Here is a 12143-nt window from a genome sequence, read left to right as displayed (position 1 = left end):
TCTGTGCACCAGAGAATCTGGAGATTGTAGCGCGAGATTCCGGGCTCACGCTTCGCGTACCCCGGAATGACGAAGAAAATTCAGCTCTGTCCGAACACGCGCTTGAAGATCGTGTCGACGTGCTTGAGGTGATAGCCGAGGTCGAACTGCTCCTCGATCTCGGCGTCGGTAAGATACTTCTTCACCTCAGTGTCCTTCTTCAGAAGCTGAAGGAAGTCGCCTTCGCCGCGCCAGACCGGCATCGCGTTGCGCTGCACGAGCTTGTAAGAATCCTCGCGGCTGGCGCCCTTCTGCGTCAAGGCCAGCAGGACGCGCTGGGAGTGCACGAGGCCGCCGAGGCGGTCGAGATTCTTCTGCATGTTGGCGGGGTACACCACGAGCTTGTCGATCAGGCCGGCGAGGCGCACCAGCGCGAAGTCGAGGGTCACCGTCGCGTCCGGGCCCATCATGCGCTCGGCGGAAGAGTGCGAGATGTCGCGCTCGTGCCAGAGCACGACGTTCTCCAGTGCCGGCGTCACATAGGCCCGCACCATGCGCGACAGGCCCGTGAGGTTTTCCGACAGCACCGGATTACGCTTGTGCGGCATCGCGGACGAGCCCTTCTGCCCCTCCGAGAAGAACTCTTCGACCTCCAGCACCTCGGTGCGCTGCATGTGGCGAATCTCCACGGCGATGCGCTCGATGGAAGAGGCGATCACGCCGAGGGTCGAGAAATACATCGCGTGGCGATCGCGCGGGATCACCTGGGTCGAGATCGGCTCCGGTACGAGGCCCATGGCCTTGGCCACGTGCTCTTCGACGCGCGGATCGATTTGCGCAAATGTGCCGACGGCGCCGGAGATGGCGCAGGTCGCGACCTCCTTGCGCGCCGCGACCAGACGTTCCTTCGCGCGCGTAAATTCGGCATAGGCATAAGCGAGCTTGAGGCCGAAGGTGACGGGCTCGGCGTGAATGCCATGGCTACGGCCGATGGTCGGCGTCATCTTATGCTCGAAGGCGCGCTTCTTCAGGGCGGCCAGCACCTTGTCGATGTCGGCGAGCAGCAGGTCGGCGGCGCGGGTGAGCTGGACGTTGAGGCAGGTGTCGAGCACGTCGGAGGAGGTCATGCCCTGGTGCACGAAGCGTGCCTCGGGACCGACGATCTCGGCAAGGTGGGTGAGAAAGGCGATGACGTCGTGCTTGGTCTCGCGCTCGATCTCGTCGATGCGGCCGACGTCGAAAATGGCGTCCTTGGCCTTGGCCCAGACCGTCTTGGCAGCCTCCTTGGGGATGGTGCCAAGCTCGGCGAGCGCGTCCGCCGCGTGCGCCTCGATCTCGAACCAGATCTTGAACCGGGTTTGCGGCTCCCAGATCGAGGCCATTTCCGGGCGGGTATAGCGGGGGATCATCTGACGGCTCCAAGAGGTGGGCGGGACACCCCTGGGGATCTGGGGGCGCGGGCTCCGGCCAAAATGCTTTTTACGCCGCGATTTAGCAGAGCGGGGAGGACGAAACAAACGATCCGGGCCCGGGTACGGGGCAACTATCCACCGGTGGGGCGAAGCCGGCCCGCGCCGGACCAAAGATCAGCTATCAATCACGGATCATTGACTGACAGATATTGAAATCTGTCAGCGCTATGTGTATATCCGTCTCCGGACGCTCCGATCGGGCGTCCCGCGATAAGCCCCGGGGAGCCCGACATCCGAAGCAAGCTCGGATCGGAGGGCCGATTGAAGAACGGGGAAAGCGGACGAATGGAGACTTAAGACATGACGACCGAAATCCTCAATTTCACCGGCATGATTGGGCATTGGCTCAATTTACTGGTGGCGCGCCAGATCGCGGCGCAGGCTGCAAAACTGCCTCATTAAGGCATAGGCTTTCCGAAACGACCGGCGAGGGCGCTTCGGAAACAGCCCTACTGCCGGGTAACTGAGCCCTGAACGGGAACAATGGTGCTGGCATGAATGAAGCTGTTGTCTTGACGCCGGAGCGAATCCTCGAAGTCACCGAGGACGTGCTCAGGCGCTTCGGACTTGCCAAGGCCACCGTGGTCGACGTTGCCCGTGCGCTCGATGTGAGCCACGGCAGCGTCTATCGCCATTTCCCGAGCAAGGCCTCGCTGCGCGAAGCCGTTGCCAAACGCTGGCTCGACCGCATCGACGCGCCGTTGCGCGCGATCGCCGAGGAGCAGGGCCCCGCGCCTGATAGGCTCAGCCGCTGGCTGCGCACGCTGTTCGCCGCCAAGCGTTCGCGCGTCCTCGACGACCCCGAGATGTTCCAGACTTATCTGACGCTGGCGCGCGAGGCCTGCGCAGCCGTCAAATGTCACAAGGACACCATGATCGACCAGATCGCGGCGATCCTGGCCGACGGCATCAAGCAGGGCGTATTCGAGGTGGACGACGTCAAGACGACCGCGCGCGCCATTTTCGATGCCACCGTCCGCTTCCACCATCCGGCCCATGCCGACGAGTGGAAGGACGCCGATCTTTCCGCGCGGGTCGATGCAACGCTGGCGCTACTGCTGCGCGGATTGAAGGCGGGTTAGGCCACGCCACCTGCCCAATTGGCGCGAGGGCCATCAACCTCTCGCCTTGTGAAGAAAGCTACCATTGCGAGCCGGGGGCGCCGAAGCCGAGCGTCTCCGCGCATGGAAGTTCGGGTCGGACGATGGCACCACCGGGGGACTTTCCGGGTATGCATTGACTGCGATTTCGACGGCGTCCTTTGACCGCTTGCGCAGGCGGTAGAAGGTTAGCTCCTGATCGAGCATGGGGCAGCGGAAGTGGACGACGGCGGTGTCCGGCAGACGGCAGAGTTCGTCGATGAGCTCGCCTACAGTGATGATCGGGGGATGGTCGACTGCGTTGTGATGACCCTTACTCATGACCCTTTACTCCTTCTGCCGTACTAACCGGAGCCGGATGGGCTCCGTTCCAATTCGTTCGGCAGATTGACGAGCTTCAAGACGGAGTGCGGCAGCTTTGCTGCTAGATCCTCGTCAGTCCGCACGTTGCTGCGAGCCGCACGAGCTGTGCATCCGTGCGTGCGCCGGTCTTTGATTTGATCAGATAATGGTAGTTCTGGACTGTTTTCACACTGAGATTGAGATGCGCTGCAATCTGCTCGGTGGTAGCGCCGCCGGCGAATTGGCGTAGGATCTCGATCTCCCGCTCGCCCAGCTGATCCAGCGCTGAACCCGTCGGCGATAGGCTGTCCTCGGCGAGAATATGCGCGATGTCGTCGCTCATGGCGCGCTCGCCGCGCGCCACGCTGCGGATCGCATTCACGACCGCGGACGGCTCGCTGCTCTTGGTGACGAAGCCAGAGGCGCCTGCGCCGAAGGCGGCTTTCACCAGCACGGCTTCGTTGTGCATGGTGAAAACCAGAATCCGCGCCCGCGGGCTGCGTGCGCGGATGTTGCGGATCGCTTCCAGCCCGCTCGCGCCGGGCATCGAGATATCAAGCACGACGACGTCGGGGTCATGCGCCTTGAAGGCGCTATAGGCGTCCGCAGCGTTGTCGGCTTCCGCGACGACACGAAGATCGCCCTGGCTTTCCAGCACGCGCCGGTAGCCCTGCCGCACGATCGGGTGGTCGTCGACCAGTAGCACGGAGATGCCTGTTGCCGCGACATCGTTCACGTCGGCCTCATGCGGCGAGCGGGATGGTGGCGGCCACGCTGAGGCCGCGATTCGCAGGCAGGATCGAGAGTGATCCACCGGCGGCTGCAAGGCGTTCGCGGATGCCGGTGAGGCCGAGTCCGGCCGATTGCGCGACGCGCTTGGCATCGCCGCCGCCATCGTCTTCGACCCGGATCAGGAGCGCGTCGTGCTCGCCCGCGCGCCGCTCAACGCGTAGCGAGATCTCGCGCGCGGAGCTGTGGCGCAGGGCGTTGGTCAGGCATTCCTGCGCCACGCGATAGGCGGTGATGGCCGCCGGGCCGCTGATATCGGTAAGATCGCCCCTGAGGTCGAGCTGGATTGTCGGCCGCGCCGCACTCTGCGAACGCCAGCTATCTACCAAATTTACGAGACTTGCCTCGAGCCCGAGCTCCTCGGGCAGGGGATTGCGCAGCCGCTTCAGCGCATCGCGCAGCGAGGCCATCAGATGATGGGTGGCCTGTGAGATCATCCGCGCATCCTGCGCGATGCCTTTATCCCTGTTATCCTTCGCGCTCGCCGTCTCGATGGTGTTGGCGAAGGCGAGGATGGCGGAGAGATTTTGTCCGAATTCGTCGTGCAGCTCCCGGGCGAGCGCGCGGCGTTCGTCGTCGCGGATCTCGATCAGCCGCCGCGTCAGCGCCGCGCGCTGCTCGGTCGCTTCCTCCAGCCGGCCGCCGAGCGCATCGACGGCGCTGCCGATCATCGCAAGCTCCATCGAGCGGAAGCGCGGCAGCTTCGTGCGATACTGGCCGCGCGCCATGCGCTGCAACGCGATGACGATGGTGCGTGCCGGCGCCAGCGCGTGCGCGATCGCGAGCGAAGCCAGCAGCGCGATTGCCGCCCCCATCAAGAGCGCAACGTCGATCACGTTGAGGATGTACTCCCAGGCGAGCGAGATCGCGGCGGCGGCGTCCGGCGTTGCAACCACCGTGCCGGCGGCCGCCGCGCGCGGACTAACGGGCCGCACCACCTCGGCATGGCTGCCGAGGAAGGTCGGCACGATCGATGCGAACCAATGCGGCGGCGTCTTGCCGATGCCTTGGCTCTGACCGCAGAGCGGCTTCTCGAACGCCGTAGCCGGCTGGAACTCGACGCAGACACCGGGCGATATCAGCTTCATTGTCTCCAGCGAACGCCAGTCCGGAACCGGCAACAGATGTTCACGTGCTCTGCTGCTGCGCAACAAGAGCTCGCGCCAATATAGCGCCTGAAGCGCCTGCGCGACCCTTTGTGCGGAAGCCGCGGTCGCCCGGTCGATGCTGCGATAGGCGTCGAACGTCGCCCATACCGTCGCTGCTCCCAGGCACAGCGCCACGATGAGCAGCAGACGGGCGACGAGCTGAAGCACGAGGCGCATGCGATCACCCCCAACCTTTGGTAAGCTCAGCCTAACAACGCCGCCGCGCCTTGCCAATTGCGGGGAACGGCAGGATGGCAGCTCGGGCAAATTTCCCAAGCCGGATTGGGCATGGCTCTTTGGACCTGGCGCGGCGGTTTTGATCTAATCGGCCGAAGAATCCTTCTAGGCCAATCTTTCTTGGCCAATCGTCGCAAGCCAGGAGCAGTGCAGCATGAGTTCGATGACGATTGGGCCGATCGCGGGCCACGCTGCCGACCCGACCGAGCGCAGCGCGCTGCTGTTCTGGATGATCTTCACCGGGCTCTCGATCTTCGCCATCGTGCTGTTGTGGCGCTTCGGACTGATTCACCTGATGCTGACCTCGGACCGCACCTACATTTCGAGCGTGATCGCGGTGCTTTACGTCGTCACCTGCGGCCACTGCTTCCTGCGGACGCGCGCGATCGCGCGGGAGGGAGCAGCGGCACGGCGCTGCCGGGCGGTGCTGTCGGCCGCCGGCGGCAGCAAGGCGCTCGATACTAGCGCGACAGCGCTTCCGCGCGGCCTGGTGCGCGATCACATCGAGAGCCTTGTGACCAAGGCCGCTGCGCAAGGCTACCGGCCGGTCGACCAGACGCTGCTGCTGCGGACGCTCGCCGACCGGCTGCGCGGCTCCAACGGTTTTGGCGCCTTCGTCTCGGACACCTTGATGAAGCTCGGCCTGCTCGGCACCATCATCGGCTTCATCATCATGCTGGCGCCCATCGCGGGTCTCGATGCCGCCGACAAGGCCGCGATGCGGTCCTCGATGGGGCTGATGAGCGACGGCATGGCGGTGGCGATGTACACGACGCTGGCCGGCCTCGTCGGCTCGATCCTGGTCCGCATCCAGTACTACATGCTCGATGCCGCGACCCAGCGTGTGTTCTCGGATGCGGTGGTGCTGACCGAGACCTATGTGACGCCGGTCCTGGAGCACAAGGGTGCTGGATCGCCGTCATGATGGATGATTTCGGTCTCTATCCGCGCGAGGAGCCGTTCGATCCGCTCGGCGTGATGCTGTTCAAGGCGCTCCAGGTGATCGCCTTCCTGTTTTTCCTGGCGCTGCTCGCGGTCTCCCCGGACGCCAAGGAGGGCAAGATCGACTCCAAGGCCGAGTTCATGATCACGCTGGACTGGCCGGACAACCACCCCGATGATCTCGACCTGTTCGTGCAGGACCCCGCCGGCAACATCGCCTGGTATCGCCACCGCGAGGCCGGCTTCCTCACCCTCGATCGCGACGACCGCGGCGGGGCGAATGACTTCATCATCGTCAACGGCAAGAAGATCGCCTCGCCCATCCGCGAGGAGATTGTCACGGTGCGGGGCATCGTCGCCGGCGAATACACCGTCAACGTCTCGCATTTCGTGGCGACGACCGGCGAGCCCGTGACTGCCAATGTGAAGGTGCAGAAGCTCAATCCGACCGCGCAGGTCGTCTTCGACAACAAGTTCACGCTCGATCACACCGGCGACGAGAAGACCGCGGTCCGGTTCCGGCTCGATGCCGAAGGCAAGGTCGTCAATGTGGACCAGCGGCCGAAATCGCTGCTGGAGACGTTCCGCAGCAGCTGGCGCAACGGCGCTGATGTCGATCCGAAGACCCGGGTGAGGGTGCGCCGTGAGTAATCTGCAAACGGTCATCCTCACCTTGTCGGTCGCCTATGCCGTGATCGGCGCGCTGCTGCTGGTGGTGCTGGTCTATGCGCGGCTGCACTGGGTCCTGAAGGCGACGGCCGTCGTCATCACCAGCGCCTTCTATATAGTCAGCTTCACCGAAATGCGCGGGCTGCTCGGCTGGGCCAGCTCCGACCGGATGCCGACCGCCTTCAAGCTGCTCCAGGCCCGTATCGTCGAGCCGCATTCGCTGGAGGGCGATCCCGGCTCGATCTATCTCTGGGTCGAGGCGCTCGACGAGGACAATCGGCCGAGCGGCATTCCGCGGGCCTTCCGGGTGCCCTATGACGACAGGCTGGCCGACAAGACCCATGCAGCGCAGAACGAGATCGCGGCTGGGCATCCGCAGGGCGGGCGCGCCGCCGACTTCGGCGGCGGTGACGGCAGCCTGATCGACATGGTGCGAGAATATGTGACGCCGAAGACGATTTTGGAGACCAGCGGCGGCGATTCTTCGACCGGCGAGTTCAACGCCCCGCCGGCCGGCGCGCAGGGCGTCGTGTTCACGCCGCTGCCGCCGCCGCGGATGCCGCCAAAGGACGAGCAATAGGCCCTTCACCATCGCGGCAGCGTCCCGCTGGAAAACCGGCACGCGCCGGCGCATGTTCTTGACGTCCCTCAATTTGGCCTTATCGGCTTCCGATAAGATTTTGAGGGTGGAGGGTGCGTGCTCCTAGCTATCTTCTCGGATATCCACGGCAACCGGCAGGCGTTCGAGGCGTGCCTGAAGATGGCCCGCGCGAAAGGCGCGGAGCGCTTCATCCTGCTCGGTGATTTCGTCGGCTATGGCGCCGATCCGGAATGGGTCGTGGACACCGCGATGGAGCTCGTTGCCGGCGGCGCCATCGCCGTGCGCGGCAATCACGACCAGGCGGTCAATTCCTCGGCGGAGACCATGAACGCCGAGGCGCAGGTTGCGATCGAATGGACTCGCGGCCGGCTCGACAGCGCGCAGCGTCGGTTTTTGGCCGAATTGCCGATGCTGGTGGAGAACGACGGCCGCCTGTTCGTGCATTCGGAAGCCTCCAGCCCGCAGCGCTGGCACTATGTCCGGTCGACGGCGGATGCCGCCAAGAGCCTGATCGCGACACCCGCGCATATCACCTTCTGCGGTCACATCCACAGACCTGCGCTCTATTCGATGTCGGTGACGGCGAAGATGACGAGCTTCGTGCCGAAGACCGATGTCTCCGTGCAGCTCCTGCGCGGGCGGCAATGGCTTGCCGTGCTCGGTTCGGTCGGCCAGCCTCGCGACGGCGATCCGTCCGCGGCCTTCGTGCTGTTCGACACGGTCTCGTGCCAGATCACCTATTGCCGCGCGCCTTATGACGTCGCGACCGCGGCCGGCAGGATCCGCGACAACGGCCTGCCGCATTGGCTGGCCGACCGCCTGTCGCAGGGGCGCTGACGGCGATGCCGAAATCCCTGGTCAGATCAGGTGCGGAGATCGACGGTTTCACCATCGGCGAATGCGTTCATGCCGGCGGCATGGCGACGTTGTGGACCGTCACTCATCCCGGCATCGACATGCCCTTGCTGATGAAGATCCCGCGGGTGTCGGAAGGTGAGGATCCCGCGGCGATCGTCTCGTTCGAGATGGAGATGATGATCCTGCCGCGGGTTGCGGGGCCGCACGTGCCGGCCTGCTTCGGCACCGGGGATTTCGCGCATCAGGCCTATGTCGTGATCGAGCGTATCCCCGGGGCGACGCTCTACAAGCGACTGCCGGACTTGCCGCTGCCTTATGACGAGGCGCGGCAGCTCGTGGCGAAGATCGCGGCCGCGCTCGCCGACCTGCATCGGCAGAACGTGATTCATCACGACATCAAGCCGAGCAGCATCATGTTCCGCGACAGTGGCGAGGCGGTGCTGATCGACTACGGCCTGTCGCACCACAACCATCTGCCTGACCTGTTGCAGGAAGAATTTCGTCTGCCTTACGGAACCGCGCCCTACATGGCACCCGAGCGGCTGCTAGGCGTGCGCGACGATCCGCGCAGTGACCTGTTCTCGCTCGGCGTGCTGCTCTATTTCTTCACCACGGGCGAGCGTCCCTTCGGCGAGGGTGAAACGTTGCGCGCGATGCGGCGCCGGCTGTGGCGCGATCCCTATCCGCCGCGCGCATTGCGCGCCGACTATCCGCCCTGGCTCCAGGAGGTGGTGCTGCGCTGCCTCGAGATCGAGCCGGTGTGGCGTTATCCGACGGCGTCCCAGCTCGCCTTCGATCTCACCCATCCGGACCAGGTCAAGCTCACCGCGCGCGCGGAACGGCTGAAGCGTGATTCCCTTGGCGTGGTGTGGCGGCGCCGCTTCAATCAAGGCGTCATGCAGCCACGAGCGAAATCGGATGTCGCGGCGCAGATCGCGTCGAGCCCAATTCTTGCGATCGCGCTCGACATGGTGGAGGGCGCACCGGAGCTAAACGAGGCACTGCGCGTGACGACCGAGCGCATTCTCGCCACGTTGCCCTCGGCGCGGCTGGCCTGCCTCAACGTGCTCAAGCTCAATCGCATCGCGATCGATCGGACGCTCGACGAGCAGGGCTCCAACAAGCATATCGACCGCCTGGTGGCGCTCCGGCATTGGGCGGCGCCGCTCAAGCTGGACGAGAGCCGGTTGTCGGTCCATGTGCTGGAGGCCGTCGATCCCGCCGCTGCGATCCTGGAGTTCGCCGAGGTCAACCATGTCGACCATGTCATCATCGGCGCGCGGCAAGGCTCGTTCAGGCGCACCTTGCTCGGCAGCGTCTCGGCCAAGGTGGCCTCGGAGGCGAGCTGTACCGTCACCATTGTGCGGCCGCCGCGCATGGCGGGGGATGTGGCTGAAGCGGATGACGGTGAGGCGGCCGGATAGGGCTGCGCCTTCAAACGGCGGATCAGGCCGCGTGGGCGGTGTGAGCCGCGTGCTTACGGCGGATGGGCCAGGAGAATTGCGGGCCGGCCTCGCCCTGATCCGCGCTGCCGCCGAAATACTGGATGATCTCGCGGCAGGGTTCGCAATTGAACAGGTTACGCGACGCGGATGCCTTGGTCATTTCCTTCAGGCAGTTCGGGCAATGCGGTCTCATGGGACGGTCCAGAAAAGGAGATCTCAGTGTCTGCGCTGCGCGGCAAGCGAATGGTCGACGTCCGCATTGTCGGGCCGGGCATCGTCGTTCCGCGTGCGATCGGCGCGTTCGAGGCGGCCGAAGAAGTAGTCGAGATTCGGATGCGGTCGCCGCGGAATACGGCACCTGCGCTTCGGCTGACGTTTCACGAGTGCGAGCTGCATGGCATCACTCCCGGCGACGCTGAAGGTGAATGATGCGGGCAGAGGATGCGGCCTTCACCGGTCGCGCCATGTAGAGGCTGCGAGCTGCAATCGCAGCATTCAATCCAAACCATAACGCTACGCCAGTCCAAACCAGGGTCGTCGTCATGATGTGCTCCCGTCAAAAGCAGGCAGGAGTCACTTGCGGTGATTTGCGCGAATCAGGGAAGTCCGGATGAGTACGGATCAAGATTTCCGTTTTGGGCATTGCCCGCCGCAAGAGTTGGGAGCCGCAGGTTTGCGGACTCCCGATCCAGCTCAAATCGCTTCGCCGCGTGCGCCTGCAGCCGCGTTGCGGATGGCCGCGATGTTGGTCTTGTAGGCCTCCTGCGTGCCGCCCCTGAACACGGAGGTGCCGGCGACGAAGGCGTTGGCGCCGGCGGCCGCGAGCGCGCCGGCAACGTCAGGACCAACACCGCCATCGACCTCGATGTCGATCGGGCGTCCCGCAATCATCGCGCGGATGTCGCGGATCTTGCCGATCGCGGAGGGGATGAAGGCCTGGCCGCCGAAGCCGGGATTGACCGACATCACCAGCACGAGGTCGACCAGGTCGAGGACGTATTCGAGCGCGCTGATCGGCGTGCCTGGGTTGAGCGACACGCCCGCCTTCTTGCCGAGGCCGCGAATGGCCTGGAGTGAACGGTGCAGATGGGGACCTGCCTCCGCATGCACCGTGATGTGGTCGCAGCCGGCTTTCGCGAATGCCTCAAGATAGGGGTCGCAGGGCGAGATCATCAGATGCGCGTCGAAGATCTTCTTCGTATGCGGGCGCATCGCCTTGATGACCTCGGGACCGTAGGAGATGTTGGGAACGAAGTGTCCATCCATCACATCGAGATGGATCCAGTCGGCGCCTGCCGCGTCCACCGCGCGCACCTCCTCGCCGAGCCTTGAGAAGTCGGAGGCCAGGATCGAGGGCGCGATGGCCAGGGGACGGGGGGCGAAAGCTTGGGTCATGGCGCGTTTTCCGGGTGGCGGCCGAAGAAGAATGGCCTCGCCTAACATGGGCCTCTGCGGCGGGCAATGCAGGGGGAGGCTGCTTCCTGTGGGCGGAAATTTCTGCCGCGACCGGCACGAATTGCCGGTGTTCCCGGGCCGTGCAAGGCGCAGCGAAGGCGGATTTTGTTGAGCTTTTCACGCTGGCACGACGCTTGCTGACGTCGTCGGAACATTGGCCGCGGCATGCCGCATCGCTTGGAGTTGTGCAATGTTGTTTGCCCTTGGCGCGGTATCGAGTGCGCTCGACGCGATCCAGTCGTTGACGAACTCGAAGTCGTCGTCGGCAACGCAGAAGGCCGGGTCGACGCATAAGATCGGAACTTCGCAAGGCGCGACCAACCCGTTCGCGATCGACAGCAGCAGCATGACGACCTCGTTGGTCGGCTCAGCCAGTCCGCCACAGATCGCGCCCGTGACCATGACGGCGCTGCTCGCCGCGCAGAGTCAGTCGACCGATGGTGCGAGCGGCGCGACCGGTTCGACCTCATCGAGTTCGGCGCACTCGACCTCGAAGGGCCGGGAGGCGGCGCTGAAAGATCTGTTCTCGCAGATCGATGCGGACGGCGACCGCAAGATCACCAAGGCCGAGTTCGATGACGCGCTCAGTGCCGGCGGCACCAATCTCGCACAGGCCGATGACGTGTTCTCGAAGATGGATGCAAATTCGGATGGCAGCATCAACCTCGGCGAAATGACGAAGGCGCTGACGAGCGGTCATGGCCGCCATCAGGCGCAAGGCGCCAGCGGATCGGGCGATGCGTCGGGCGGCGGATCGGAGTCCTCGTCGAAGGCAAGCAGAGGATCGACCTCGACGACGACCAATGCCGATGGCTCGACCATCACGACCGTCACCTATGCGGACGGCTTCAAGATGTCGACGATGGTCCCTGGCGCGTCCCGCTCGTCAACCGCGAATGGTGGCGGCAATTCGCCGTATGACTGGTTGGGGCAGATGATGCAGCGCCAGGCGCAGACCGCGTCCACCGCTTCCTCGACGTCAATGAGCGTGTGAGCGGGATCCAGGCTAGAGCGTTAGCCCATCGGACTGAATCGCTGGGGATTCACAAATCAGCGTTTTGATGATTCAAGCTTGCCGCCGGGATTGGAGGCCGGCGGGCATGGCG

16 protein-coding genes are annotated in these 12143 nt (G+C 64.5%); 7 read left to right on the top strand and 9 right to left on the bottom strand.

Going from position 1 to position 12143, the window contains the following annotated elements; translation table 11 throughout:
- Positions 1-80: 80 nt before the first annotated feature.
- Entirely contained in the window at positions 81-1388 is a 1308-nt protein-coding gene (gene purB, locus IVA98_RS21830; RefSeq protein WP_247334483.1) for an adenylosuccinate lyase, read from the bottom strand.
- 557 nt (positions 1389-1945) lie between these two features.
- On the opposite strand from purB, the gene IVA98_RS21825 reads away from it, so the two are divergent.
- On the top strand, positions 1946-2533 hold the full coding sequence (locus tag IVA98_RS21825; protein WP_247296598.1) for a TetR/AcrR family transcriptional regulator: 588 nt from the start codon (positions 1946-1948) through the stop codon (positions 2531-2533).
- 33 nt (positions 2534-2566) lie between these two features.
- On the opposite strand, the gene IVA98_RS21820 is transcribed toward IVA98_RS21825, so the two are convergent.
- From IVA98_RS21820 to IVA98_RS21810, 3 genes are all read right to left on the bottom strand, one after another.
- Positions 2567-2872: a hypothetical protein gene (locus tag IVA98_RS21820; RefSeq protein ID WP_247334485.1), complete on the bottom strand. Its 306-nt coding sequence runs from the start codon at positions 2870-2872 to the stop codon at positions 2567-2569.
- Positions 2873-2975: 103 nt separating this feature from the next.
- Positions 2976-3629, bottom strand: coding sequence for a response regulator (locus IVA98_RS21815; protein ID WP_247296599.1), 654 nt, complete (start codon positions 3627-3629; stop codon positions 2976-2978).
- 7 nt (positions 3630-3636) lie between these two features.
- The gene (locus IVA98_RS21810; RefSeq protein WP_247355497.1) at positions 3637-5007 is read right to left on the bottom strand and encodes a sensor histidine kinase; all 1371 of its coding nucleotides are present in this window, start codon (positions 5005-5007) and stop codon (positions 3637-3639) included.
- A gap of 214 nt (positions 5008-5221) precedes the next feature.
- Here IVA98_RS21810 and IVA98_RS21805 point away from each other — a divergent pair, with 214 nt between their 5' ends.
- The 5 genes from IVA98_RS21805 to IVA98_RS21785 all read left to right on the top strand — a co-directional run bounded on the left by IVA98_RS21805 (position 5222) and on the right by IVA98_RS21785 (position 9561).
- Complete coding sequence (locus tag IVA98_RS21805) at positions 5222-5992, top strand: MotA/TolQ/ExbB proton channel family protein (protein ID WP_247296604.1); 771 nt, start codon at positions 5222-5224, stop codon at positions 5990-5992.
- Positions 5989-6660: a DUF2135 domain-containing protein gene (locus IVA98_RS21800; protein WP_247296606.1), complete on the top strand. Its 672-nt coding sequence runs from the start codon at positions 5989-5991 to the stop codon at positions 6658-6660. The genes IVA98_RS21805 and IVA98_RS21800 overlap by 4 nt, the downstream gene beginning before the upstream one ends.
- Entirely contained in the window at positions 6653-7258 is a 606-nt protein-coding gene (locus IVA98_RS21795; RefSeq protein ID WP_247296608.1) for a hypothetical protein, read from the top strand. Before IVA98_RS21800 ends, IVA98_RS21795 begins: the two co-directional genes overlap by 8 nt.
- Positions 7259-7375: 117 nt before the next feature.
- A complete protein-coding gene (locus tag IVA98_RS21790; RefSeq protein ID WP_247296610.1) occupies positions 7376-8116 on the top strand; it encodes a metallophosphoesterase family protein in 741 nt (246 codons plus the stop codon).
- A gap of 5 nt (positions 8117-8121) precedes the next feature.
- Positions 8122-9561 carry a serine/threonine protein kinase gene (locus IVA98_RS21785; protein WP_247355496.1) on the top strand — a complete coding sequence of 480 codons (1440 nt, stop codon included), beginning with the start codon at positions 8122-8124 and terminating at the stop codon, positions 9559-9561.
- A gap of 22 nt (positions 9562-9583) precedes the next feature.
- Here IVA98_RS21785 and IVA98_RS21780 read toward each other — a convergent pair whose 3' ends face one another.
- The 5 genes from IVA98_RS21780 to IVA98_RS21760 form a co-directional block, all read right to left on the bottom strand.
- Positions 9584-9775 carry a hypothetical protein gene (locus IVA98_RS21780; protein WP_247334488.1) on the bottom strand — a complete coding sequence of 64 codons (192 nt, stop codon included), beginning with the start codon at positions 9773-9775 and terminating at the stop codon, positions 9584-9586.
- Positions 9776-9798: 23 nt separating this feature from the next.
- Complete coding sequence (locus tag IVA98_RS21775; RefSeq protein WP_247334489.1) at positions 9799-9978, bottom strand: hypothetical protein; 180 nt, start codon at positions 9976-9978, stop codon at positions 9799-9801.
- 4 nt (positions 9979-9982) lie between these two features.
- Complete coding sequence (locus tag IVA98_RS21770; protein WP_247334490.1) at positions 9983-10126, bottom strand: hypothetical protein; 144 nt, start codon at positions 10124-10126, stop codon at positions 9983-9985.
- A gap of 149 nt (positions 10127-10275) precedes the next feature.
- Positions 10276-10977 (bottom strand): ribulose-phosphate 3-epimerase, encoded by a 702-nt coding sequence (gene rpe / locus IVA98_RS21765; RefSeq protein WP_247296618.1) that lies wholly within the window; start codon positions 10975-10977, stop codon positions 10276-10278.
- A gap of 177 nt (positions 10978-11154) precedes the next feature.
- A complete protein-coding gene (locus IVA98_RS21760) occupies positions 11155-11385 on the bottom strand; it encodes a hypothetical protein (RefSeq protein ID WP_247296709.1) in 231 nt (76 codons plus the stop codon).
- Between IVA98_RS21760 and IVA98_RS21755 the strand changes: the two genes are divergently transcribed.
- Entirely contained in the window at positions 11384-12031 is a 648-nt protein-coding gene (locus tag IVA98_RS21755) for an EF-hand domain-containing protein (protein WP_247355495.1), read from the top strand. The genes IVA98_RS21760 and IVA98_RS21755 overlap by 2 nt on opposite strands.
- The last annotated feature ends 112 nt before the right edge of the window (positions 12032-12143 follow it).

Source organism: Bradyrhizobium sp. 160, from assembly GCF_023073735.1.
Taxonomy (GTDB): domain Bacteria; phylum Pseudomonadota; class Alphaproteobacteria; order Rhizobiales; family Xanthobacteraceae; genus Bradyrhizobium.
Note: the sequence above shows the minus strand (reverse complement) of the source record. Positions and strands in the feature narration are given on the sequence as shown.

Coding starts and splice junctions, on each gene's coding strand:
- IVA98_RS21775 (WP_247334489.1), bottom strand. CDS start 9,978: ATGCAGCTCGCACTCGTGAAACGTCAGCCGAAGCGCAGGTGCCGTATT.
- IVA98_RS21805 (WP_247296604.1), top strand. CDS start 5,222: ATGAGTTCGATGACGATTGGGCCGATCGCGGGCCACGCTGCCGACCCG.
- IVA98_RS21760 (WP_247296709.1), bottom strand. CDS start 11,385: ATGCTGCTGCTGTCGATCGCGAACGGGTTGGTCGCGCCTTGCGAAGTT.
- IVA98_RS21780 (WP_247334488.1), bottom strand. CDS start 9,775: ATGAGACCGCATTGCCCGAACTGCCTGAAGGAAATGACCAAGGCATCC.
- IVA98_RS21785 (WP_247355496.1), top strand. CDS start 8,122: ATGCCGAAATCCCTGGTCAGATCAGGTGCGGAGATCGACGGTTTCACC.
- IVA98_RS21820 (WP_247334485.1), bottom strand. CDS start 2,872: ATGAGTAAGGGTCATCACAACGCAGTCGACCATCCCCCGATCATCACT.
- rpe (WP_247296618.1), bottom strand. CDS start 10,977: ATGACCCAAGCTTTCGCCCCCCGTCCCCTGGCCATCGCGCCCTCGATC.
- IVA98_RS21800 (WP_247296606.1), top strand. CDS start 5,989: ATGATGGATGATTTCGGTCTCTATCCGCGCGAGGAGCCGTTCGATCCG.
- IVA98_RS21810 (WP_247355497.1), bottom strand. CDS start 5,007: ATGCGCCTCGTGCTTCAGCTCGTCGCCCGTCTGCTGCTCATCGTGGCG.
- IVA98_RS21755 (WP_247355495.1), top strand. CDS start 11,384: ATGACGACCTCGTTGGTCGGCTCAGCCAGTCCGCCACAGATCGCGCCC.
- IVA98_RS21770 (WP_247334490.1), bottom strand. CDS start 10,126: ATGACGACGACCCTGGTTTGGACTGGCGTAGCGTTATGGTTTGGATTG.
- purB (WP_247334483.1), bottom strand. CDS start 1,388: ATGATCCCCCGCTATACCCGCCCGGAAATGGCCTCGATCTGGGAGCCG.
- IVA98_RS21825 (WP_247296598.1), top strand. CDS start 1,946: ATGAATGAAGCTGTTGTCTTGACGCCGGAGCGAATCCTCGAAGTCACC.